Here is a 22,873-nt window from a genome sequence, read left to right as displayed (position 1 = left end):
CCCCTACGGGGAGAGGGCTAGGGTGAGAGGGCGAATCAAGTGCCCGCTTACCCACCTGGAAAATGCAAAACCCCTCACCCCAAACCTCTCCCCTCACTGGCGAGGGGACTAAGGTGACACCCATATCACACACTTGATTGCAAACCTCCAATGATAGAGAAAAGATCCACCATGGCATCCGCAGAACTGCCAGTATTGAAGCCCGCGGACTACGGCACCGACCAGGACGTGCGTTGGTGCCCTGGATGCGGTGACTACTCGATTTTGGCCCAAATGAAAAAGGTCATGTCGAACCTCAACATGAGCCGCGAAGACACCGTCTTCGTCAGCGGTATCGGTTGCAGCAGCCGCTTCCCTTACTACATGAACACCTACGGCATGCACAGCGTGCATGGTCGTGCTCCGGCGTTCGCGACTGGGCTCAAGTCTTCGCGGCAGGACCTGACCGTCTTCGTCATCACCGGCGACGGCGACGCGCTTTCGATCGGTGGTAACCACCTGATGCACGTGTTGCGTCGTAATGTGAACCTGAACATCATCCTGTTCAACAACCGCATTTATGGTTTGACCAAGGGGCAGTACTCGCCGACCTCTGAAAAGGGGAAGATCACCAAGAGTACGCCGATGGGCGCAATCGATAACCCGATTCATCCCCTTTCGGTGGCCATCTCGTGCGAAGCGACCTTCGTGGCTCGCTCGATCGACGTCCACATCAAGCACCTGACCGAAACGCTGGAACGCGCCGTGGCGCACAAGGGTGTTTCGTTTGTCGAGGTTTACCAGAACTGCAACGTGTTCAACGACGGCGCTTACAAGTGGGCGACCGACAAAGACACCAAGGCCGAGACCGTGCTTGAACTGGAACACGGCAAGCCGCTGATCTTCGGTAAGGATCGCGACAAGGGTATCCGCCTGAATGGCATGACTCCGGAAGTAGTCGAACTGGGCAAAGGCATCAGCGAAGACGATCTTCTTTTCCACGACGAAAAGACGAACGATCCGACGCTGGCTTACCTGCTGACTCGCATGTCGCACCCTGAGTTCCCTGAACCAATTGGCGTGCTGCGTGATGTCGATGCCCCATGCTACGACGACGCCATCAACTACCAAGTTCAGCAAGCCAAGGAAGCCCGCGGCGAAGCCAGCCTCGATAAGCTGTTCAACTCTGGCGACACCTGGATCGTCGACTAACGCACGCCCCAGCCTTGTCTGGTCCCTTCGCCCCGGCGGGGAGAAGGCTAGGGTGAGGGGGCGAAGCTGAGATAATCATTCCAAAACAAGCACCGCATGACATTCGTTTCAAGCGGTGCTTTTTCGTTTCTTGACGCTTGTGAAAACCTCCCTCACCCTAACCCTCTCCCCTCAGAGGAGAGGGGCAAGAAAGGGGTTATGACGACTGCGCTGGCAGTTGAGTTTTCACGCTAGCTATCCCCCGGTGGCTGTCCGATAAGAAAGACAACGAATCATTCGGGCGAACGATCGCCCTGCGGTCTGACGTATTTCAGGCCGAAGTGGAAGACACGGAGGAAAGAGGGAATTTGCCATGTGGCGATCGCTATTTTTGGCAGTTGGCATCACGTTGATCATCGTCGGGGCTGAGTGCCTGATCGTTGATTCGGCCATGATGGCCGCCGAAGGAGGCCCCAAGGCGTTTACGCCGCCTGACTGGGCACCTTGGAGCATGATGTCCAGCGGGGCCATCGTCATTCTGTACAGCTTTACCATCCCCAAGCGGATGCACGGCTAATAAAAAACGGCGACCGAGTCTCGGTCGCCGCTTATGCTTTTAGTTTGTCTGCCGGCAGGGCTTAGCGTCCTTCGCGGACCATATCGAAGTATTCCTGGGCGTTTTCCTGGTGATCCTTCGAGAGTCGCGTTTCGGTCAACGCATCGCTGTTGAGGGACGATTCCGATTCCATGGCGGACTTGATTTCGATCAGTGTCTGGCCAGCTCGGTTCTTGCCGTCTACATAGTCGACGATCACGCCGCGGCCGGTCTTAGGATCGGCACGAACCTGGGAATCGTAGGCACCGGTGTCGTTTTCTTCTTCCGGTCGATCCCCTTGGCCTTGTCCCTGACCCATGCCGTTACCAGGTTGCTGGCCCATGCGTCCCATTTGACCCATCTGCCCCATCATTCCGTTCTTTCCGCCCTGGCAGGCTTTGCACATCTGATTGCGAGCCATTTCCATTTGTTCCATGGCTTCGTCCATCATTTCCAACTCGTCGAGCTGGGCCTGGAGGTCCTGCATTTCGTTGGCCATCTGGTTCAGCTGGTCGGCTGCCTGCTTCTGCTGGCCGTTCTGCAGAGCTTCCGAGGCCTTCGACAGTTGGTTGCCCATCTGCTGCATTCGCTGCATCTGAGCGTCTTGCATGCCCATCTGGTCGAGCTGCTTCTGTAGTCGCTCGGCTTCGGCCTGGTTGCCTGCCTGTTGGGCCTGTTTGATTTGTTCCTGCAAAGCTTTCTTGGCGTCTTCGTGGGCCTTGGCGATGTCTTCCAGCTTCTTGCCCATCTCTTCCAATTGCTTGGCCAATGCCTGCTGTTCTTCCTTGGTCAGGTCGCCGTTCTTCATCTTGTTCTGTAGGTTCTGCATGGCTTCCAGGGCTTTTTGCAGGTCGCCTTTCTGCATCGCTTTGGCGAGTTCTTCGGCCAGGCCACCTTTGAGCAGGTCCTTCAGCATTTCGAGCTTCTTTTTAAACTCTTCGCTGGAAGCCAGTTCGTCGCGGCGTTTCTTGAGTTCCTTGGCCAGGTCGTTCAGTTCGAGCAAGGTGTCCTTCTGGTCGACCTTGTCCTTCTTGGCAATATCCTTGGTGCTTTCTTCCAGCTTCTTGAACAGCTCTTCGGCTTCCTTCAGCCCCTTTTCTTCGGCTTTCTCTTTACGCTCTTTAAGCTCTTTGCGAAGCTCGTCAGCCGTCTTCTTCACAACCTTGGTTTGTTCCGGATCGAGTTGGGCCGGGTTGGCTTCGGCCGTGTTGGGATCGAGCACCGCATCTGGGACAAACAGGGCGATCAGCAAGGCACCAACGATAATCAGCACCGGTGCCAGACCGTTCCAGCCGCTACGTACCGGGAAGCGATCGTTCACGTCGATGCGTTCGACCTGCCGCGTGGCGTCTTCCATCAGGGCCTGGCCCCATTGGGTCTGCCGGGCTTCTTCGTCCATCGAAAGCGAGCTGGAAACACGTTCCTTCAAGCCAAAGCGAATGTCCAGCTCGATGGCAGCCGCCAGAGCCGAAGTGCGGCTGACGTAGGTCCAGACGATGGCCGAAATCAGCCCTACGGCCGCTCCGCCACCGATCCAGCTCCACATCCAGATGTTGCCATCGAGTCCCATCGGCCAGACCTTGGGCAGAATAACCGCGATCGCGGCCAGCGTCAGCGTCACCGACAGGCAAACGATCAGCCGCCCGATGAATTGCTGTAAGATCATTCGCCACTGGGCTTTACGGATGTGCTTCTGAAGAGTTTCCATGGAACCAAGTCCTTTTGAAATCGTCGCACGCAGGGGGACCATTACGGGTATTTCGCCGTTTAGATCAGTTCATCAGTAAGTGTAGCGGAAATAGGCCAGGAAATACCACTTATTTTCCCCCTAAATCGTAGGATTTAGGCGTTCAAGTTGCAGTGGTATTACACTGGAATTTGCGGGTAGTATAGAAACACCGTGGTGTTGCCTACGTTGGATGAGACGAATTTGCCTTGCTGGCGGATTCTTGCCTTACCTGTGTCAGGCAGCCCAGAAATGACAAGTCATGAGTACCCAAACACAAACTCGCAGCGACAAAAAGAGCCTGCCCAGTCCCGAAGATCGGCCAGGCACCGACGTGGTGATCTATGACGGTCACTGCCGAATCTGCACCGGCGGTGTGCGGATTCTCTACCGGCTCGATTTTGGCCGGCGGCTATCCTTCTTGTCGCTTCACGACGCGAAGGTCGCCGAGGTTGCTCCAAACTTGACCTACGACCAGATGATGGAAGAGATGTGGGTCGTCGACACCCAAGGCCGGCAGCATGGTGGTGCCGGGGCGTTTCGGTATCTCACGCGTCGTTTGGCCATGCTGTGGCCGGTGATGCCGCTATTGCATATTCCCGGCTCGCTTCCCCTGTGGAGTTGGCTCTATCAAAAAGTTGCCGTGGCACGTTATCGATTCGGAAAGCTTTCCGACGATGACTGCGGCGACGCCTGTGCGATTCATTTTGGACCGAAGAAGAATTCGGAAACTTAGACTCAACGCAACTGATCGTTGATTTCAGGAAGAAGGAGTCCTGGCAATGTTCGATCTCCGCAAGCACAACGCCCACGAAGCTGGGAAACCCAAATCTGTCCGCCGTGCCGGCATGCAAAAGCCGCAGGTCGAGACCTTCCTCGAATACCAGATCGAGATCACCCAGCGGCCGGCCAGCCCAATCTCGACCCGCATTCTCTACAGCGTCCGCGTCGATGGGGGCGAGCCACTACTGCGGTCGTACATGACCGGATTCCTCACCGAGAAGTCGGCCCGTGCGGCCGCCCATGCCGAAATCCAGAAGCTGGAGTTCAAATACGGTCAGAACCCCTCGCCGATCGCCAGCATCCTTTCCAGTCTGAAGAGGCAACGAGCCGCCAAGCGGATGCAAAAGAAGCAGGCCTAGCTGGTAGGAAAAACAGAGCTACCTGCTCTTGGGAGGGGTGATTGGCCCCCTGTTTGTGAAGCTAATTTCTAAAGAAAAGTTTCTTTATTTATCCTTAGTTTACTCGTTGCGTTATAATATCTAGGTTGGCTTGTGCATTATTAATCCCTCCTAATGCAGCCAGCACCACAGGAACTCCCTCCCCATTACTCTAAGGAACACTTGGCTATGAAACCCTATCGTGGGAATCCGCGCGCATTCACCCTGGTCGAACTGTTGGTCGTGATTGCGATCATCGGTGTCTTGATCGCGCTGCTTCTGCCTGCCGTCCAACAAGCCCGCGAAGCGGCTCGCCGCATGCAGTGCACGAACAATTTGAAGCAATTGGCGTTGTCGGTGCACAACTACGCCGACATCCACTTGGCCTTCCCTCCAAAGCGTGCCGGTACCGATCAAGGTGCAGACTGCACGGTGAAGAATGGGTCATTCGGTTCTGGCTGGATGCGTTTGTTGCCGTTCTTTGAACAGAACGCACTGTACGATCAATGGTCGACCGCATCGACTTTCAACAGCACGAGCTATCCTGCTTGGGGGCCATGCCCATGGGACGGTACCGCTGGCAATTACACCCCTTACTCGGTGCAGATCGCTTCGCTTAAGTGTCCATCGGACGGCGACGCCGCCTCGGCCACCGGGCGTGGTGCCACCAACTACATGTTCAGCGTTGGCGACTCGATCGACAGCGGTGGTACTCGCGGTGTGAACGACGTCAACGAATCGCGTGGTATCTTCGGTAACCTCAAGGCCAAGATCACCTTCGCCAGCATCACTGACGGTACGTCGAACACTGCCATGCTTTCCGAACGCCTGTACGGTGTGACCAACAAGCAGTTGATCGGACGTGGTATCGCCTCGCCGGGTTACAATCCTTTGACCGCTCCGAACGAATGCTACAACGCAGTCGATCCTAACAATCGCCGTCAGTTTATTTCGTCGGCAACGGTCCAGAACTGGGCCGGTCGTTACGATCACGGTTCCGCCTCGCATATCGGCTTCAACACCATCCTTCCGCCGAACGCCCCAGCATGTGGTAACGACGGAAACGACAATGCGACCGATGCCGTTCTGCCTCCTTCCAGCCAGCACCCAGGCGGTGTTCTGGTGGCCTTCGGTGATGCCTCGGTGAGCTTCATTCCTGAGACGATCGATACCGGTAACACCGGTGCTGCTCCGGTTAACAGCGGTATTAGCCCTTACGGTGTTTGGGGTGCAATCGGTAGCCGCGACGGTGGTGAAAGCGTTCAGATCCCGTAAGGCGACTGAATCACTTCATACGTAAAAGCAAAAAGGCCTCTCGTGATGCGAGAGGCCTTTTTCATGTTCTTGTCGAAGGCGGAAGATGCTACTTCTTCACGTCAAAGTCAAAGTGGTTTTCTTCACCGGCCTTGACGGTGACTTTCAGCGGCGATGCCGTGCTCTTGGTGTATTGCGGTGGCATGTGTTCTTTCGTCTTCGGAGGGGGGACCGGGCGACCCATCTCCTGCATCTTCAGTTTCTCGTCTTCACTCAGCCCGTCTTGGACTTCGACTTTGCTGATGGTAACCACGTAGTCGCCTGGCAACGCACCGTCGCCGGCAACGTAGGTCGTGACGGTGAATGTGCCGTCGGCGGTTGTTTGGCCGATGGCTCCCTGCGATTTATTGACCGCATGGAACTGAATGCGAGCGTTCTCGACCGGTGCGCCATTGAGCATGACCTTTCCGGTCACCTTGGCTCGAGCAGGACGATCGTCGGCAACTTCGCTACCACATCCCAAAGACATGGCGAACGAACTGACAAGCAGAAGCATTAGAATCTTGGCATGAAGGTGGAACGGCATTGGGTATTACCTATGGTGTGGAGGGAAGGAGAGAATACTGGAAAGTATTCCTATTAGTTTAACCTAGCCAAGGCAAAAAGTGACCGTGGGCACAAAAAAAGCGACTCGATACGAGTCGCTTTCTTAACAATTGGGATCGAGGCCCATCGCTACGCGGCCGAACGCTTCTGAGAGTTCGCTTCCCCGTTTTCTGACTCGTCTTCGACGTACAGTCGGCAGTAGGTGCTGCTGGTTTGGATCAGCTCTTCGTGCGTTCCTGCCGCTTCGATCTGGCCGTGATTCATCACGATGATGCGGTCGGCAAGTTGCAGCGTGCTGGCTCGGTGCGTGATGAGAATGGCCGTTCGACCGGCGATGCAGTTCTTCAGGCTCTCGTGAATCAGGCGTTCGCTGTCCAGGTCGATCTGGCTGGTCGCCTCGTCCATGATGATGATATCAGGGTCACGCAGCAGGGCCCGGGCAATCGAGATCCGTTGACGCTGCCCGCCTGATAGGTTCGAGCCGCTATCGCCGCACAGCGTATCGTATCCGTTGCTCATGTGCGTCTGGACAAACTGATCGACGTACGCGAGCTTGGCCGCTTTGAGCACCTCTTCATCGGTGGCGTCCATGCGGCTGTAGCGAATGTTTTCGAGGATCGACTCGTCGAACAAAACGGTCGACTGCGTCACCAAGGCAATCTGCGATCGCAGGTCGTGCTGGCGGAACTGGCGAATGTCGGTCCCACCGATTTCCACCGTCCCCAGATCCGGATCGTAGAATCGCATCAGCAAGTTGATCAGCGTGCTCTTGCCGCAGCCGTTAGGGCCGACAATCGCTACGGTCTCGCCTTGGTGAATGGTCAGGTCCAGGTTTTTCAGCACCGGCGTCTTGGCAACATAGCAGAACTGAACTTCTTTGAACGTGATGTCACGGCCAACACTATCGATCGAAACAGGACGCTGTGGATCTTGAATCGGCAGTTCCTGCTGCAGCAGTGGATAGACCATTTCCGAAGCAGCGATACCGGCCTGGATCGATCCAAACACGTCCCCCAGCTTTCGCAGCGGATCGGTGCAGCCAATCAGGAAGGCATAAAAAGCGAGGATCGAACCCAGTTCCATTGGCTTATCCGCTAGAGGAATACCAAAGATCTGCGTCTCCTGATTCAGCACCAGGTAGCCACCAGCAATCATCGACAGGCACACCATGCCCAGACCCAGCACTTCGTTGTTAACGCGGACCATCGAGTTGAAGAACTGGATTTTGACCCGTTCCCAATACGCTTCACGCGACTTGGCTTCAAAGCGTTTGCGTTCGTAATCTTCGGTGCCGTACGCTTTCACCACGTAGTAGCCATTCATCACTTGCAGGAAGAAACCGGTAATGCGGGCCTGAATCAGGATCGAAGACTTGTTCAGTTCTTTGATCGTGCGGGCAAGCTTATACAGCACGAACGCCGCAATCGGAGCGATCAGCAGCGAGAGAATCAACAGTCGCCAGTTGATATAGGCGGCACCGGCCAGGCAGGCAAACATTTTGACCGGTTCGCGAATGGTTTTACCGAACAGGATTTCGAGTGCGGCACCGATCGAACCGACGTCCCCGTTCATGCGGGTTGTCGAATCGCCGGTCGAGATGTTGGATTTACCCAGGCGAATATCAAGCAGCTTATCGAATACCTGGTGCTTTAGATCGAGGGTCGTTAGCTGCGTAGCCCGGGCCACGAGCATCATACTCAACGAGAGGAACACCCCTTTGACCAGGGTGCCCACCAGTAGGAAGCCGACCAATAACAGCAGCGTATTGAACGGGGTTTCGGGCGCATAGGCGTCGATCCACGGCTGCGATTTCTCGATGTTGGCCAGCTTGTCTTCCCAGCCATTCATCGCGCTATCGTCGCGGCGCAGATGTCGATTGATTTCTGCTCGCTTGACGGGATCGTCCGTTTTGGCGATCTCTTCGTCGTAGCCGTCGATTTTCTTGCGGAGATGGGCAATCTGTTCTTTACAGTTGACTGTCTCGCGCTCGGCCCATTGGTGCAGACTTTGGCCGTCGAAAATGATTTCGGCGAACGGATAGACGGCACCGATATTCGCGCCCCACAGAAAGCCCACCATCAACGAGCAGATGATCGAACCAACGATGGACCAGCGGTAATGGGAAACACAGTGGCGAATCGCGAGCAGCAGATACTTCATGCTTCGGGTCGTGCAATCTCGGTAAGTAGCACACCAGGAAGCATTTGCAACGCGGTGTGCCCTTGGGAATCTCGCCGTCGTAAACGCACATCCATTGCGCAGTACCGTCACGGCGAATTGGGAACCGACGAAAGCTACAACGATTCGCGGTTGCCAGCAATATCAGTCAGGCGAAGCAGGCGAATTCCACCTGGTGCTAGCAAAGATTATTCAGGATCGTCCCCGGCCGAGAGCATCTTCATTTGGTTCGCTGCTTCCAGAACCCCCAGCGCGAAGGAAGTCCCCAGCATCAACTGGCCGGTCGTGTCGTAGTGCACCGTATCTGCTAGCAGCGGCATGCCATCGGTCGGAACGTTCCACACGCCGAGAATGGCCAGCTCTGATCCGCTGCGCATGTCGGCATCGGCCTGGGCTTTGCGGATCTCGTTCCGATGCGTGAAGCGTTCCATCCATGGGATGTTGGGTAGAACCTGTCCCATGGCAAACGGGACCGGCCCGCTGTGGCAGTCCTCTTCCATTCGCGACTTGAGCAGCGCGATCGACTGATCGTAGGTCGTGGCCGAAATTTCCTGCTTGGCATCCGCTTCCCCTTGCATCCAGGCAATTCCCTTCAGCTGCGGATTCAGTCCGGCTTCTTTCAAAGCATCAAAGGCCTTGGTGAACTGCTCTCGTAGACGGATGTAGTGCTTGCCCATGTTCGGATCTTCGGGCGAGGTGCCCGGGTAGAAGGTCGCTCGATTGGGCCCCGGTGCTTCCCCCATCCAATTCCCTCCGTTGAAGCCCGCATGCAGCGGCTGACCACTCAGCGCGAACTTAACGATGTAAATCTTCTTACCCGGCTGAAGCGAGGCCATCGTGCTTGCGAAACCAACTTCCGGTCCAAAGCGTCCGTTGCCGTTACCGTTGACATTCAACTTCATCGGATCGAAGTCGACAAACTGCTTGCCGTCCCAGTATTGGACCGACGGCAGCGGCGTTTGCCACTTCTCCGGCATCTGCGACTTGGTACCACTGCCGGCCATGTTCGACTGACCGGAAAGAATGTAAACGTCCACCGCTTCCTGGGCGGTTGCCAGCGACGACGCAAACAACACGAAAGCAAACAACAGCAGAGCAGGGGTGCGAGCAAGCATGGCGATTCACCGGTGAAAACTTCAAGGGACGAGATGCTGGGAAGGTTCTATCGTACCTGGGAAAGGCCTTCGAAACAAAAAACGCCGCGAAAGGTAATTCCTACGCGGCGTTTTCATTTCCAGAGCGGGTGAAGGGAATCGAACCCTCGTAACTAGCTTGGGAAGCTAGGGCTCTACCATTGAGCTACACCCGCAAGGCGTACCTCTAAATATAACGTGGGGAAAATGCGGAGCAAGGATCGGCCATGGCGAATTTAAACTCGGTGCAAGTGACCAGCATTTGATCGTCCGCATGGGGCAATGCGATCGGGTCGTGCCGGTTTACTGGGCTTTGCCGTTTGGGCAATGCCTGCGTGTGGAAAAAAAACAGCATCGCCAACTGCCTGCCGCCAGCCAGCGCGCACAATTGGGAAACTCTCCCGAGAACCAAATCCCGGCCGGTGACGGTATGCTTCGAATTTGGAAGGAATCTGACCGCGTCCTTTGGATGCTGATTCTGTTGTACCTGGTGATCATGACGGTCGCCTCGTTGCCAACATTACAGCGCCGCGCCGCAGCCAGTCGTCCCGCTACCCTGCTGGAAATGGCCTGGGCCGCTGAAGGCAACCTCAGCGAAGCCGATCGTTCCGCGGCTCAGGATCGCCTGGCCACGCACCTGAAGTGGATGGAAGACAACCTTCCGAAACAGTGGGGACGCTACACCATCGCCGAGCGGGCCGCTTGGGTCTTTCAGTCGATGCACGATCGTCTGCTGACCGGCAAGTACGACGAAGACCAGAACGCACTCAGCACCGCACTGGTCGAAGGTAACTACAACTGCGTTTCCGCGACGATCCTGTTTCAAATTCTCAGCGACCGAGCAGGCTTGCCTACCGTGGCGATGCAAACCCGAGGGCACGTCTGGTGCCGCCTGTTGAGCCGCCCAGAGTTGGATATCGAAACGACCTGTCCGACCTGGTTTCTGCTGGAACCGCACGATCAAGATCAATCCCCCGCCGTCCAAGCGGCCAGCGAAGCGCGTACGCTGTCCGCGCGCGGTCTGGCCGCAAAGATCCCCTACAACAAAGCCAGCCAGTCCGCGGCGCAAGGAGACTATCCTGGCGCGATCCAGTACCTCAACTTCGCGTTGTCGTTAGACCCGCAAGACGAAGCGGCATTGCGGAACCGGAGTGCGATCCTGAACAACTGGGCCGTGGCCTGCATCACGCAGAAGGACTGCCAAACGGCGCTCGAGATCCTCGAGCGAATGGAGTCGCAGCGTCCGCATGACCCTGACCTGGAAGGGAACCGCAGTAAGATCGTCGACGCCGTGATTGATCAGTGGTGCCACCAGGGACGTTACTCGGAATCGCTTCGCCTGCTGCAAACGCAAACCGATCCGGCGAACAGCCGCCACTCGGTGCGTTCGATCTATCAGCAGTGGATTCAAGACGCGGCCAGCCGCGGCGATTGGCTCGAAGCGAAGAATGCCCTGCGTCTGGCTATCTCAGCGCATGAGAACGACCCCCTGGCCGTCGCCCAACTGCGTCGCCAGTATCGCCAGCTGACCGCCGGCTAACCGCTGAAACGGTTGGGATTCGCAGCATTCTCGCCGCATTAGGGGTATTTTCGTTTGCCCATCGTCGAATCATGACCTATTTATTTCATTAGTTCTCAGGCAAGCTTGGTGAGGAAGGTCCGCGCGGATCGGTTATTCCGTCTGTTCGGCTCACCGCTGCTGGCTGGAACCTCCTCCTTTTCCGCGTACAACCTCGTGAGCTGCCTGCTTCACGAGCTACTTCTCTTTTTTGTCTCGCTACTCTTCAGGTTGAATCCATGGCAAGCGGCGTTTTGACCACGACTGAATTTGCATTCACCACGGTTCCCAATTGCTCCGACGAGAGCGAAGCCAAAGTGCGTGCAACGGTAGGTCAGCTGATCAGCCGGATTCTGCCCAAGAAGATCACCAACGAACGGCGGCGCGACTTCCGTTATCCGTATCCGCACTTGATCTACCTGACACCGGTCGATGCCTCAGGCCAGGCCCTGAACGAACTATCGACCGTCGTCGTGGGAAAGAATATCACCGAGCGCGGAATCGACTTCTTCCATCGCGATCCCCTCCCGTATCGCCGCGTGATCCTGACCCTCGAAGCCGAAGACGGTACGCGGGCATCCATGGTGACCGACCTGCTGTGGACCCGCTTCACACGGCAAGGATGGTACGACAACGGGGGCCGCTTTCTGCAGGTTCTAACGCAAAACGGACCTTGCTAGAAGCATTGGCCGCTCGGCTGATTAGCGAATCAATCGCATCACGGCCGGGAACTTGTGGAAGATGTCGATCAGTTCCTGGCGGGTCACCGTCTTGTCGGAATTGCTATCGAGTCGATCGAAGACGTTGTGCCCCTTCTCTGGCACTTCGTCGCGATCGACTTTGCCGTCCAGGTTAGCGTCGAACTTGGTGATCAGTTCGTTGGCTTTGTCGATCACCTCTTGCGGAACTTCGCCTGGCTTCCCCTTCTGGGCCAGGCTCTCTGGATCGACCGGCACGGCAACGTCGAAGTAGCCGATCATCATTTCGTCCCAGGTCTGATCCCCCCAACGCACCGTCTTGGTTGGGTCGGGGTTGAAGATGTTCTCTTTCGAGTTGTCGTAGTGGGCGATCGCTCGCACATGCGAACCCTTGGGCATCCTCTTGGGCTCAGCCAGTTCGTAGGCCGTTTGCCAGTTGAAGTCGTACGCCGGAATGTCGATCAGAATCTCTTCCGTCCCATCATTGTCGATCCCCACATAGCGGAACGCCTTGCCACGCAGGTGCATGTGCGGCATGAAGCTGAGGATAACCGTTTCGTCACTCGGCGATGGCCTCGACTTGGCTTCCACTTTGAAGTTGTTGTCCCCCGGTGGAATCGCAATGCGATGATTCACCGCGCTGGTCGTTTTCACCTCGTACTTTACGTCCTTGGGGTCCATGAAGTTAAAACCGATCTGGCTGAGATCTTCCTGCGGTGAACCGATTGGCGTGTAGTGCATCTGAAACACCAGCCGCGAGCCGGCCGGAATGCGTTTGGCCATTCCTTCCGGGTAGTTTCGGGCCAGCTTGCCCGGCACATAGCCAACCAGGAAACCACGAGCGCCTCCTTCCAGGTCTCTGCCATCGGAACCCGGCGGCAACGCAAAGCACAAAATGTGATGCACGACCTGCAGGTTGCCGGCTTTCAACTCCGCTCCCTTGATCCACTTATCTTCGGTGAAGCCAGGGTCGGTGACGAAGTACTTGTATTTGACTTCCCCTTCGGCCGGAACCTGGTAAGGCTCCTTCGTGATATCGAGGATCAGCTCTGGCTTCTCAGGCAAAGTCCATCCTTCGACATACTTTACCGGCTCGGGCAGCCGCTTCGAATCACCTTCCGGGGCACCTGCTTCAACCCACTTCAGGATGGTGTCTTTCTCTTCTTTGCTCAGATGGCGATCGTTGGAAAAGTGCCCGTACTTCGGATCGGCATGCCAGGGAGGCATCCGCTGATCTTCGACCACTTCAGCAATCATCTCGGCCCAGCCAACCACCTCGTCGTAGTCGGTCAGGGCGAAAGGAGCGATCTGGCTTTCGCGGTGGCATTCGACGCAGCGATTTTGGAAGATTCGCGCGATCTGGTTCGAGTACGTTACTTCCGAACTCTCGTCCGCTTCCAGAATGCGTCCGATATGGCAGCCGACGGCATCGGTTTCCGGCACACTGACCTTCTTGCCAGCTAGAACTTCCTGGATGGCGATTTTCAAGTCATCACGCGAAGAGCCATCGCGGATGTTGCCCACCTGGAAGTGATCGTCGATACGGCCGCGATAACGAATGGTTCGCTCTTGATCCAACAGCACGACTTCCGGCGTTCGCTCGGCACCCACCTGGTCGGCCAGTCGGTTGGCCAGGTCTTTCAGGAAAGGGATCTCCAGCGAGTGTACCCGGGCAAACGCGGCCATCTCGGTGATCGAGTCGTGCTGGTTGGCATCGACCGCCAGGATGGCGACCTTCTGATCCTTGAACTCGTTGGCCAGTTCGCCCAGGGTGACGGTGTACCGTTTGGCAACGGGGCATTCACAGCCAATAAACGCCAGAACGACGACGTCACTAGCGGCGTAGTCCGAGAGCTTGTGTGTTTTGCCGCGGAAATCCTTCAGCTCGAACCCTTCTATCTTCTTGCCGATCGGCTGAGGTTCGATTTTCGATTCTCGTGCCCAGGCCGGCGATACCAGCAGGCAGCTCAAGGAAAAGACAAGGATGAGGCGGTACACGACGTGGGCACTCCCGAGAAATAAAGCCAGGCGAGCGAATTCCTACTTCATAAACTGTAGTGAACAGCCAGAAGTTTCGCCAAGCGTAAATTTTTCAGGTTTTTCCTGCCAACTAGAAGTTGCTCAGTCGGTTGACGCTGATGTTCACCCCTTGGAATGGCACCACTCCGTAAATGCCGCGTGTGAAGACTAGTTCGATGAACTCGTCCGCCCACAGGACAGGGCTCTTGGGGACGATCACGATGTCGGCATCGCGGATCCAAAGTTCGTCCGAAGGGGCAGGGCGTTTGCCGTACAGGGCCCCCTTCAGGTCGAGCTTGGTCGCTACCAGACGCCAGTCTTCGGCGCGGCGGAAGACGACCACTTCACGCAGGTTGGCACCCACATTCCACCCGCCCGCCATGGCGATACTTTGAATGGCGGTCGTTGGGCCGGTCAGCTCGTAGCGGCCTGGGTTGGGGACTTCCCCCAGCACGTAGATGTAACGTGGGGCTCGGTTGACCAGGACCGGCGTGACTTCGATCCCTTCGATCTCCTGGGCGTAGCGTTGGTCGATCTCGCGCTTCAGTTCATCCAGCGTCATCCCTTGGGCAGGCACGTTGCCGATAGCCGGTAGCTGCACGGTTCCTTCCGGGGTCACGCGGCTGCTGCGGCCCTGACCACCGGTACCAGCTCGGGCATCGACCGTCGCTCGCAGGTCTTCTAGCTTGGTATTCACCTGCAGCGGAGTCACGGCGATGGCTGGCACCTTGTAGTACTGTTTGTACTTCTCTTCGAGCGCGGATCGCAGTTCGTCGACGGTCCGGCGGGCAGCATGAACCTGACCCAGCAGCAAGACGGTGATGGTTCCATCGGGCTGAATGACCAGGTCGCGATCGAGATTCGGGTCGGTAAGCGATTCGATGCTGACTTTGTCCCCCACTTCCAATCGGTAGGGACGCGTCGTTTCCTGACGGGTCAAGCGATAGACGAAGTCGAGATCGTCCCCCACCCGCAGGCGATACTCAGGCACATGAGCCGTACGAGCCGGACCGACGTATTCTCCTTGGGCGAAGACCTGCCAGGGTATCGGTCGACGAGCATCCCAGTGGGGTTCTCCTTCGCACATTGGATCGGTCGAGTCGACACCGACCAGCACTTGTCGATCGTGTGGACTGCAGTTGGGGGCCATCATTTGAGCCCAGGCCGACGACGTCACACAAAGTGCGATCAAGCTGCAGAGAATCAGTTTATGAATACGCATCAGGTCGAATCCTTGACCGGACTACCAAGTTGATCGTGAGGTGGAACGTTGACGCTGGGCAACCGGTGGGACCGCTGCTTCCTCTTGCGACTGCTTCAGCCCGGCGTCACCGCGGCCATGTTGAGCCATCTGCTCAGGCGACACCCAGCGAACCGCATCGAGGCCAGCGTTCATGTTGGCGAATTGCTGGGCCGCTTCGGCTTCGAGGGAAGCACGTCGAGCCATCTCGACTTCTCCCAGCGTTTGATGCACCGAAGCGAGGTTCTGCCAGATCTCAGGCCGCGGCGAAGCCTTGACGCCTTGCAGCAGGGCCGCTTTCGCATCTTCCAGTTGACCGTAGCGAGCCAGTAGCACGCCCAGTTCGTTGGCAGCTTCGTAGTTCAAGCCATCGACGGCGAGTGCTGTTTGGAACAAGGCAATCGAGCGCGGCCCGACCAGCGTACGGTTGTCGCCGGTGGTGTTGTTGAGGTATTGCTGAATGCGACCCAGTCCAACCAGTGCCCGAGCCGTTTCCGGCATACCACCGCAAGCGACGTTCAAACGCTGTTGAGCGAAGGAGAAGTAGGCCTGAGCGGCGGTGAGGGCCGTTTCGTATTGCAGGTCCTTCCCTTTAAGAACCGGCGTGCGATGGGCATCAACCACCAGGTTCAAGTCGACATTCCCTTCCAGTTGAGCCCCAGCCGGAATGAATTCGCCTGCTTCATCCAGAGCGGCGATCGCATCGGCGAGTGCTTCGCTGTGGCGGTGCGTCTTCTCGGCGGTGTCCAGCGTTTGCGTTGCCAGACGCAGGGCCTGAATGAACTCGGCGCGGGCCGAGTAATAGGCACCTCGCTGAGCGAGGATCAAACCATGATCGACCAGCGAAGCCATGCGCCCGCGAACGGCCAGCATAGCGTGATCGACCTGGGCACGCTGCTGCATGGTTGGGGCGAAGTTCGGATTCATGACCACCGATCGGGGCGCGGCGGTATGCGACCCGAGCGGCATGTCGGCAACGTCCACTATGTTTTGCTTCGCTGGATTCAGCGTAATCTCTTGCTGGGGTGCCGGTGGTGCGAGACTTACGAACTTGGACGGCGTCTGCGACGCAGATTCCGGCTTAGGTGCTGGCAACTTGGGCTCTGCCGTTGGCTGTGAACTGCCTAGCATGTTGGGCATCGCAGGTGCCTGTGGAATGTGACGCATCGCTGGGGGTTCCAGGTCCATGTCATCGACTTCCGGCAGAAGCTGCAGCTCTGGACGGCTACTGGCCAGCGGCATTTCCGCCGGTGGTGTCGGACGTGCGGCTGGCGGAGCGGGCACGCTGCGCGGCGCTTCGATCTGCGGTGGGTTGATCGCAAGTGGTTCGAGCTGCTGGCTGGGGGCGGTCAACGGCTTCGATTCGAGCACCGAGCGCATCTGATCCGGTTGGGCCGCAATCGACTTGGCCGGAGCCGGTTGGGGTGGTACCGGCTTGGCTGGGGCTGGAGGTGTGGGAGCAGGCTTCGACGGCGCGGGCTTTGACGGCGCAGGCTTCGTCGGGGCTGGCTGCGATTGGGCAATGTTTGGCTTAGGGCCATGAATATGCGTCGGCGGTTCAAGCAGAAGCTCTTCCGGCTTTCGCGGCATGGAAGGGGCCGGCTTTGCTGGTGGTTCTGTCTGGGGCGATTGTTCGGGCTGTACCGACTTTTCGATCTTTAGCGGAAAGCGAATTGATTCAAGCGAAGTTGGCTTGTCCGATGGTTTCGATTTGGCAACCGGAGGAAGACGCTTAGGGTTGGCGTAAGGATTGTTGACGATGTTCTCGTGCGCTTCACTGATTTCAAGATGAGCCGCTAGTTGTGCCATCGGGCGTACATCGTCCGGCGCATGAAAACGGTTCGGTGCGCTGGCCGGCGACTTCTCGTCAGTGTGCTTGGCCACCGTCGAATCGCTTCCACAGCCGACGATCAGCATGATCGTCAGACTCAGGGCAATCCCAACGCAGCTGGTTGAGGGCAGAGGTCGGTCCATCGGTCCATCCATGAAGTGTCTCGTGATGCAGCCCATTGCCATCCGTGCAGCGGCGCATCGATTCCTAAACACGGAATCGACCAAACGATTTCAATGCAATCACTCAAACCAACCACGTCAGACATGCTAGTCGGAAGGTGGGGACGCATACGTGATACATGCCCTAGGAGGGGAACGTTCCGGATAATCGTTACAGGCCAATTGGATCTGCCTGGAGGGCTGAAATGATCCGTGGAAAGAAATATTGTTTTCGTAGTATGTAATCATTCGCACACCGTTAAATGTGATCTACCTTTGCTTGACCTGAATATTTCAGTGGCTTCGCTGTAAGCGTGTGAAAGAGCACTACATTGACACCCGGCACCAAAATTCAACCCGAATCCTTACCGACTCGCAGCCAGGTTTTGGTTGTTGACGACGATAGGCTCATTCGAACTCTGATTCGCGAGTTTCTGACGCGAGAAGGGTACGAAGTGGTTACGGCCGAGAACTGCCGTCAGGCGCTCGAGGTGTTGGAAGAAGAAAAGCATGAATTCAAGTTCCTGGTCACCGACTGGGAATTGCCCGACGGTTCAGGCATCGATCTGATTCGTCATGTGCGGCACGTGGTCAGCTCGCACTACATGTATATCGTGATGGCCACTTCTCACGGCAATCGCGAAAGCCTGACCCAGGCTCTTAACGCCGGGGCCGACGACTTCCTGGCCAAGCCAATCGATCGCGGCGAACTGGTCGCACGTATGCGATCGGGGCAACGCATTCTGGCCTTGGAAACACGATTGACTCACCTGGCCAACAACGACCTCTTAACTGGGCTGCCGACACGACGTGTGTTTGAAGACATGGTGGCCAAGGAATGGAGCCGTTCGCGTCGCTATCGTTTGCCGCTGTCGTGCGTGATCTTCGATATCGACTACTTCAAACGAATCAACGACGTGCATGGTCATGCCGCCGGCGACCAGGTCTTACGCGAAGTAGGACGAGTATTCGCCGATTCGGTACGCAAGTCGGATATCATTTGCCGATATGGTGGCGAAGAGTTCTGTGCCGTCTTGCCCGAGACCTCGGCCGCTCAAGCGTGCGTCTGGGCCGAGAACCTCCGCAAACGTATTGCCGAGACCGAAATCATCCTGGATGCGGCTGTCGTGAACGTGACCAGCAGTTTCGGGGTTGCCGAGGCAATGGCCGAAATGGAGGATCTGGATAACCTGGTCGAGGCCTCCGATCAATGCCTGATCGAAGCCAAGCAAAAGGGACGCAACCAGGTTGTCTCGTTCAACAAGCTACAGAATGCGGTCTCGAGCGACGCATCGGGTCATCTCGATTTCGTGTTCGGCGGAGCGGTTTCCTCCGACGCGATGACCCCGGTGATCAGCACGGTGACGCCTGATTCGAGTGTTATCGATATCAGCCAGTTCTTTTTGAACTACCGCATCCCTTCCGCACCGGTCGTCGACCACGATGGCAACCTGGTGGGGATTGTCTCGGAGAAGGATTTGATGTCGGTTGCCAGCCGGCCGAATCCTCATGAGATCACTATCGCCGAAGTGATGCGGAAGAACCTGATCTGCTACCCGCCGAACATTCCTTTGAGTGTTGTCTGGGAATTTCTGAATCGTGTTTCGATTCGTACCGTCTTGATCACCGAGAACGGCAAGGCCCTGGGGATCCTCAGTCGGCAAAGCATTTTGCGGTGGCTTGCCAACACAACCTGGAAACAGAGCGGCCTGCCTGGCGTGGCCGGCAACGCTTCGAGTTCGTCGTCGAAACGACTGGAATTAGCGGCCAAACTTCTCGCGGAAACGTCGCGTCAGTTGACCAACGACGTGGAAGTTCGCTCGGAAGATGAACACGCTGCGATGGTTATTGGTACGGTCTCGAAGATGCAGGACCTGATGACCGATCTCCTGGAAACTGTTCGCGGAGATTGCGGGAACAGTTGTGGAGCCATGTCGCTGGGGGCGACGTTCAGCGCGACCGATTTCTAAACGTTATCGCACCCAAATCTGATAACGCCATTGGATCGTCTTCGGGAACGGTTCGCCGTCGAGCGAAGCGTTTACCTCGAAACCATTGGCCGACGCCGGTAGCTCAGGCGTGGGGAATTGCTCTTGAGCAATCACATCCACACACACTTCGCTGCCGTTGATGTTCCAAACCCATGGGCCATCCCGTTCCAGTTTGGGATCGATCTCGTCTTCCATCGCACTGCCGTAGTGGCTGCAAATCCGCATCGGGTAGTCCTTCATGCGGCACGCGACCGAGAAATGAATTCCGCCTGGCTCGGCCATCGGTTCGACCGCTGCCGACCAGTGGCTATCGCCCGCCATTCCCACCAGCAGGGCGACCGTTCCTTCCTTGCGTTCTTCCAGGTGGATCTCTTGAAACGGAGGACTCTCCGGCCACGGCTCCTGGTCGTCCCCTTCGATGGAAACGAACAGCGGGATGCATTCGTCCCCCTGGACCAAGGCGATGATGTGACCGAAGCGATCTTTCTGCTTCACGAAATTAATGAACAGGCCGACGCCATCTTCGCGAATGGATTCAACGAAAAAGCCCTCGGCATCGGTGGACGATTCTGACACGAGTTGATGTTCCTGGTGGTTAGTTCTGCGGCGATTCCTGCCCGACTCGCCAGCGTAGGTAGGCATCGAGGAAGCCTTGGATTTCGCCGTTCATGACGCTATGGAAGCTGCCCATGTAATAGCCGGTCCGGGCATCCTTCACGCGCTGATCGGGGTGCAGGAAGTAATTGCGAATCTGCGAGCCGAAACCGACCTTGGCTTGGGTCTTATACTTTTCGGCCTGTTGGCTTTCGCGACGTTCTTCCTCGACGCGCGCGATTCGCGAACGCAGCATCTTCCAGGCCTGGGCCCGGTTCTTATGCTGACTGCGTTCCTGTTGGCACTGCACGACAATGCCGGTGGGAATATGCGTCAAGCGAATAGCGCTGTCGGTCTTGTTCACGTGCTGACCACCAGCACCGCTGGCCCGGAACGTGTCGACACGTACGTCGTCTTCATCGATATCGACTTCTTCGCTATCGGGAATCTCAGGCGAAACGTCGACCGCTGCGAAGCTTGTCTGGCGTTTGCCTTCCGAGTTGAACGGGCTGATCCGCACCAGGCGATGCATGCCGGTTTCCCCTTTCAGGTAACCGTAAGCCATGGGCCCGCGAACGACGAAGGTGGCATTGTTGATGCCAGCCTCTTCGTTGTCGGTGCGGTCGATCAGTTCGACGTCGTACTCGTTCTGATCCGCCCAACGACCATACATCGTGAGCATCATTTCTGCCCAGTCGTTGGCATCGGTACCACCATCGCGCGCGTTGATCGTGACGATCGCGCCGCAATTGTCGTACGGTCCATCGAGCAGCGCTTTGAGCTCGAGCGTTTCCAGGTCGTTTTCCAGTTTCTCGATCGTGCCGGGAACTTCCGCGGCCAGGGATGCATCTTCCTCGGCCATTTCGAGCATGACTTCCAGGTCTTCGATACCCGACAGGCACTCTTCCATCGGTTCGACCAGGCTCTTGAGCGACTTCATCTGGCCGACCGTTTCCTGGGCTTTCTCCTGGTTGTTCCAGAAATCGGAGGCCGACATCCGCTCTTCAATTTCCTGCAGTTGCTGCTGCTTGGCAGCGTAGTCAAAGAGAGTCCTTTAACTGAAGGAGTCGCTGACGAATGCTCTCTGCTCGATCGTAAAACTCGCGTTCCATGGTGGATCCGAGAAAGGTGTGGGGGTGTTCTTGTGGGAGCGAAGTCTTCCTGTCCCCTCTCCCTCGCAGGGAGAGGGGACAGGAGTTGTGTTAGTCGTTCAATTCGAAGATCGCTTCGATTTCCACGGTCATACCAGCTGGCAGGGCATTCACGCCGATGGCGCTACGTGCGGCGATGCCGCAATCTTCGCCGAAGACCTGCTTCATCAGTTCGCTGAAACCGTTGATCACCGCCGGCTGCTGCGTGAATGTATCTTCGCAGTTGACCATGCCGAAGGTCTTCACCAGACGCTTGATCTTGTCGAGGCTGCCCAGGTGCGCCTTCAACGTGGCGAGCATGGCCAGCCCGGTTTGACGAGCGGCGGCGTTGGCCGTGTCCTGATCGACATCGACGCCCACTTTGCCGAGCTGAAGCGAACCGTCGGGGCTCAAAGGGCCATGTCCCGAGAGGTAAACCAGGTTGCCGACCGTGACCGCTGGCTTGTACAAACCCATTGCCTTAGGGGCCGGCGGAAGTTCCACGTTCAAAGCATCCAGGTTGGCATCGAAGCTCATGATGATTCTTTCGGTTAAGTGTTCTTCTATAGTCCCCTCGCCCCTGCGGGGAGAGGGTTAGGGTGAGGGGGCGAAGCAGGTACACGCATCACCAACCCTTTCCATGGTCCTCTTCCTTGGGAAGAGAGGGAAATACGTTGTGGGCTATTTCTTATAAACGTCGTCTGGGTTGACCAGGCGCGTTTCGACGATCTTGGTTTCGGTGGGGCCTACTTCACGAAAGAAGCAAGTTCGATACCCTTCGTGGCAGGCCGCTCCTTTTTGTTCCACTTTCAGCAGAACCGTATCGGCATCGCAGTCGATCAGCACCTGGCGAACCTGCTGCTGGTGGCCACTCTCTTCCCCTTTGCGCCACAGCTTGTTGCGGCTGCGACTGAAGTAGACAGCCCGGCCGGTGGCCAGGGTCTCTTGAAAGGCCTCGCGGTTCATCCAGGCCATCATCAGCACCTCGCCATTGTCGGCATCTTGCGCAATCGCAGGCACCAGACCGCCGGCCTTTTCAAAGTCAGGCTCGCGGGGGAGGGAGATCGACATCGCAGGTTACTCGTAATTCAGTTGGCCAGGTCAAAGGAAATCAATTCGGTTAAGTGTGGCCGTTTCTGCCGCAATGGGCAACCGGGTAAGAGGGAAAGGCTGGTGCGCAGGACGTCGTAAACCCGCACGAGCACGAAGCTTCGCCGCAGGATCTGGCGGTGGTACTGCTTGCCGCTGCTTAGCACGCCCAGGCAGACTTGAGCGTGGCCCCCGGGGTGGTGTTGGATGCGGTGAGGGTTGGGGTATCTGGTGTTGTTTGGACCTTGATACCCGCCGGCAGTCAGCCGTGTGCCCGCGTTCCGGTCCCCTCGCCCCTGCGGGGAGAGGGTTAGGGTGAGGGGTTTTCTTGTTGGGTGGCGACTCTTGCGTGGGTAGTGATCTGGTAAGGATCGCGTCGACATCGATCGTTTTCGGACGAAGGTTGTTGAACGATTCCTCGCGCCGCGTAAAGTTACCGTGCGCATCGACGCGGAAGCGAGGAACGCTCGGTCGTTGTTGGATGGCCTCGTGCATCTCTTGGTCGAGGGAATCAAGTGGTGGCGGCGTTCGCTCTTTCGTCTCTTGCGCTTTCTGCAGCGCGGCGATCTCCGCTTCCAGTCGCTCGATCTCAAGATCGGCCTGGCGGATTTCTTCGAGCAGATCTTCGCCGATCTTTCGAATGTGGTCGGCGTACGGCGTGGGGTAGCGTTCGCTCTCCGGGGTTTCGTGGGGGTGGGACATGGTGGTACTTCCTCTGAAATGAGTTGGTGTGGCCCACG

Annotated in this window: 20 protein-coding genes and 1 tRNA gene; 8 read left to right on the top strand and 13 right to left on the bottom strand. The window is 57.0% G+C overall.

Annotated features, from left to right (window positions below):
• Positions 1-171: 171 nt before the first annotated feature.
• Positions 172-1,191 (top strand): 2-oxoacid:ferredoxin oxidoreductase subunit beta, encoded by a 1,020-nt coding sequence (locus tag C5Y96_RS25070; protein ID WP_105359146.1) that lies wholly within the window; start codon positions 172-174, stop codon positions 1,189-1,191.
• Between the two features lie 352 nt (positions 1,192-1,543).
• On the top strand, positions 1,544-1,747 hold the full coding sequence (locus C5Y96_RS25065; protein WP_105359144.1) for a hypothetical protein: 204 nt from the start codon (positions 1,544-1,546) through the stop codon (positions 1,745-1,747).
• Between the two features lie 61 nt (positions 1,748-1,808).
• On the opposite strand, the gene C5Y96_RS25060 is transcribed toward C5Y96_RS25065, so the two are convergent.
• Positions 1,809-3,473: a hypothetical protein gene (locus tag C5Y96_RS25060; protein ID WP_146115804.1), complete on the bottom strand. Its 1,665-nt coding sequence runs from the start codon at positions 3,471-3,473 to the stop codon at positions 1,809-1,811.
• Positions 3,474-3,753: 280 nt separating this feature from the next.
• Between C5Y96_RS25060 and C5Y96_RS25055 the strand changes: the two genes are divergently transcribed.
• The 3 genes from C5Y96_RS25055 to C5Y96_RS25045 all read left to right on the top strand — a co-directional run bounded on the left by C5Y96_RS25055 (position 3,754) and on the right by C5Y96_RS25045 (position 5,926).
• On the top strand, positions 3,754-4,227 hold the full coding sequence (locus C5Y96_RS25055) for a thiol-disulfide oxidoreductase DCC family protein (protein WP_105359140.1): 474 nt from the start codon (positions 3,754-3,756) through the stop codon (positions 4,225-4,227).
• 46 nt (positions 4,228-4,273) lie between these two features.
• Positions 4,274-4,633, top strand: a complete 360-nt coding sequence (locus C5Y96_RS25050; RefSeq protein ID WP_105359138.1) for a hypothetical protein — start codon at positions 4,274-4,276, stop codon at positions 4,631-4,633.
• Positions 4,634-4,840: 207 nt separating this feature from the next.
• Positions 4,841-5,926 (top strand): DUF1559 domain-containing protein, encoded by a 1,086-nt coding sequence (locus tag C5Y96_RS25045; RefSeq protein ID WP_105359136.1) that lies wholly within the window; start codon positions 4,841-4,843, stop codon positions 5,924-5,926.
• An 88-nt stretch (positions 5,927-6,014) separates the two neighbouring features.
• Here the strand turns inward: C5Y96_RS25045 and C5Y96_RS25040 are convergent, their stop codons facing one another.
• From C5Y96_RS25040 to C5Y96_RS25025, 4 genes are all read right to left on the bottom strand, one after another.
• Positions 6,015-6,491 carry a carboxypeptidase-like regulatory domain-containing protein gene (locus C5Y96_RS25040; RefSeq protein WP_105359134.1) on the bottom strand — a complete coding sequence of 159 codons (477 nt, stop codon included), beginning with the start codon at positions 6,489-6,491 and terminating at the stop codon, positions 6,015-6,017.
• Between the two features lie 149 nt (positions 6,492-6,640).
• Positions 6,641-8,671, bottom strand: coding sequence for an ABC transporter ATP-binding protein (locus tag C5Y96_RS25035; protein WP_105359132.1), 2,031 nt, complete (start codon positions 8,669-8,671; stop codon positions 6,641-6,643).
• A 206-nt stretch (positions 8,672-8,877) separates the two neighbouring features.
• Positions 8,878-9,804 (bottom strand): sialate O-acetylesterase, encoded by a 927-nt coding sequence (locus C5Y96_RS25030; protein WP_105359130.1) that lies wholly within the window; start codon positions 9,802-9,804, stop codon positions 8,878-8,880.
• Between the two features lie 123 nt (positions 9,805-9,927).
• A tRNA-Gly gene (locus C5Y96_RS25025) sits at positions 9,928-9,998 on the bottom strand.
• 119 nt (positions 9,999-10,117) lie between these two features.
• On the opposite strand from C5Y96_RS25025, the gene C5Y96_RS25020 reads away from it, so the two are divergent.
• Both C5Y96_RS25020 and C5Y96_RS25015 read left to right on the top strand, forming a co-directional pair.
• Positions 10,118-11,362, top strand: coding sequence for a hypothetical protein (locus tag C5Y96_RS25020; RefSeq protein WP_146115803.1), 1,245 nt, complete (start codon positions 10,118-10,120; stop codon positions 11,360-11,362).
• 257 nt (positions 11,363-11,619) lie between these two features.
• Positions 11,620-12,060: a hypothetical protein gene (locus C5Y96_RS25015; RefSeq protein ID WP_105359126.1), complete on the top strand. Its 441-nt coding sequence runs from the start codon at positions 11,620-11,622 to the stop codon at positions 12,058-12,060.
• Positions 12,061-12,081: 21 nt separating this feature from the next.
• Here C5Y96_RS25015 and C5Y96_RS25010 read toward each other — a convergent pair whose 3' ends face one another.
• The 3 genes from C5Y96_RS25010 to C5Y96_RS25000 all read right to left on the bottom strand — a co-directional run bounded on the left by C5Y96_RS25010 (position 12,082) and on the right by C5Y96_RS25000 (position 17,311).
• Entirely contained in the window at positions 12,082-14,076 is a 1,995-nt protein-coding gene (locus C5Y96_RS25010) for a redoxin domain-containing protein (RefSeq protein WP_105359125.1), read from the bottom strand.
• Positions 14,077-14,188: 112 nt separating this feature from the next.
• On the bottom strand, positions 14,189-15,319 hold the full coding sequence (locus tag C5Y96_RS25005; RefSeq protein WP_105359124.1) for a polysaccharide biosynthesis/export family protein: 1,131 nt from the start codon (positions 15,317-15,319) through the stop codon (positions 14,189-14,191).
• A gap of 21 nt (positions 15,320-15,340) precedes the next feature.
• The gene (locus C5Y96_RS25000) at positions 15,341-17,311 is read right to left on the bottom strand and encodes a hypothetical protein (protein WP_146115802.1); all 1,971 of its coding nucleotides are present in this window, start codon (positions 17,309-17,311) and stop codon (positions 15,341-15,343) included.
• A 350-nt stretch (positions 17,312-17,661) separates the two neighbouring features.
• Here C5Y96_RS25000 and C5Y96_RS24995 point away from each other — a divergent pair, with 350 nt between their 5' ends.
• Positions 17,662-19,299: a diguanylate cyclase gene (locus tag C5Y96_RS24995; protein WP_105359122.1), complete on the top strand. Its 1,638-nt coding sequence runs from the start codon at positions 17,662-17,664 to the stop codon at positions 19,297-19,299.
• Between the two features lie 3 nt (positions 19,300-19,302).
• Here the strand turns inward: C5Y96_RS24995 and C5Y96_RS24990 are convergent, their stop codons facing one another.
• The 5 genes from C5Y96_RS24990 to C5Y96_RS27185 form a co-directional block, all read right to left on the bottom strand.
• Positions 19,303-19,896 carry a hypothetical protein gene (locus C5Y96_RS24990; RefSeq protein WP_105359121.1) on the bottom strand — a complete coding sequence of 198 codons (594 nt, stop codon included), beginning with the start codon at positions 19,894-19,896 and terminating at the stop codon, positions 19,303-19,305.
• 19 nt (positions 19,897-19,915) lie between these two features.
• Positions 19,916-21,026, bottom strand: a protein-coding gene (prfB, locus tag C5Y96_RS24985; protein WP_409994436.1) for a peptide chain release factor 2 whose coding sequence is annotated in 2 segments (ribosomal slippage) — positions 19,916-20,956 and positions 20,958-21,026 — 1,110 coding nt in all. Because the reading frame shifts where the segments join, the coding sequence is not laid out codon by codon here.
• 90 nt (positions 21,027-21,116) lie between these two features.
• A complete protein-coding gene (locus C5Y96_RS24980) occupies positions 21,117-21,581 on the bottom strand; it encodes a RidA family protein (RefSeq protein ID WP_105359120.1) in 465 nt (154 codons plus the stop codon).
• Between the two features lie 144 nt (positions 21,582-21,725).
• Complete coding sequence (gene hisI / locus C5Y96_RS24975) at positions 21,726-22,115, bottom strand: phosphoribosyl-AMP cyclohydrolase (RefSeq protein WP_105359118.1); 390 nt, start codon at positions 22,113-22,115, stop codon at positions 21,726-21,728.
• Positions 22,116-22,145: 30 nt separating this feature from the next.
• Positions 22,146-22,835: a hypothetical protein gene (locus tag C5Y96_RS27185; protein WP_146115801.1), complete on the bottom strand. Its 690-nt coding sequence runs from the start codon at positions 22,833-22,835 to the stop codon at positions 22,146-22,148.
• Positions 22,836-22,873: the final 38 nt, after the last annotated feature.

The organism is Blastopirellula marina, from assembly GCF_002967715.1.
GTDB lineage: Bacteria > Planctomycetota > Planctomycetia > Pirellulales > Pirellulaceae > Bremerella > Bremerella marina_B.
This window is presented reverse-complemented; position numbering and strand designations above follow the sequence as displayed.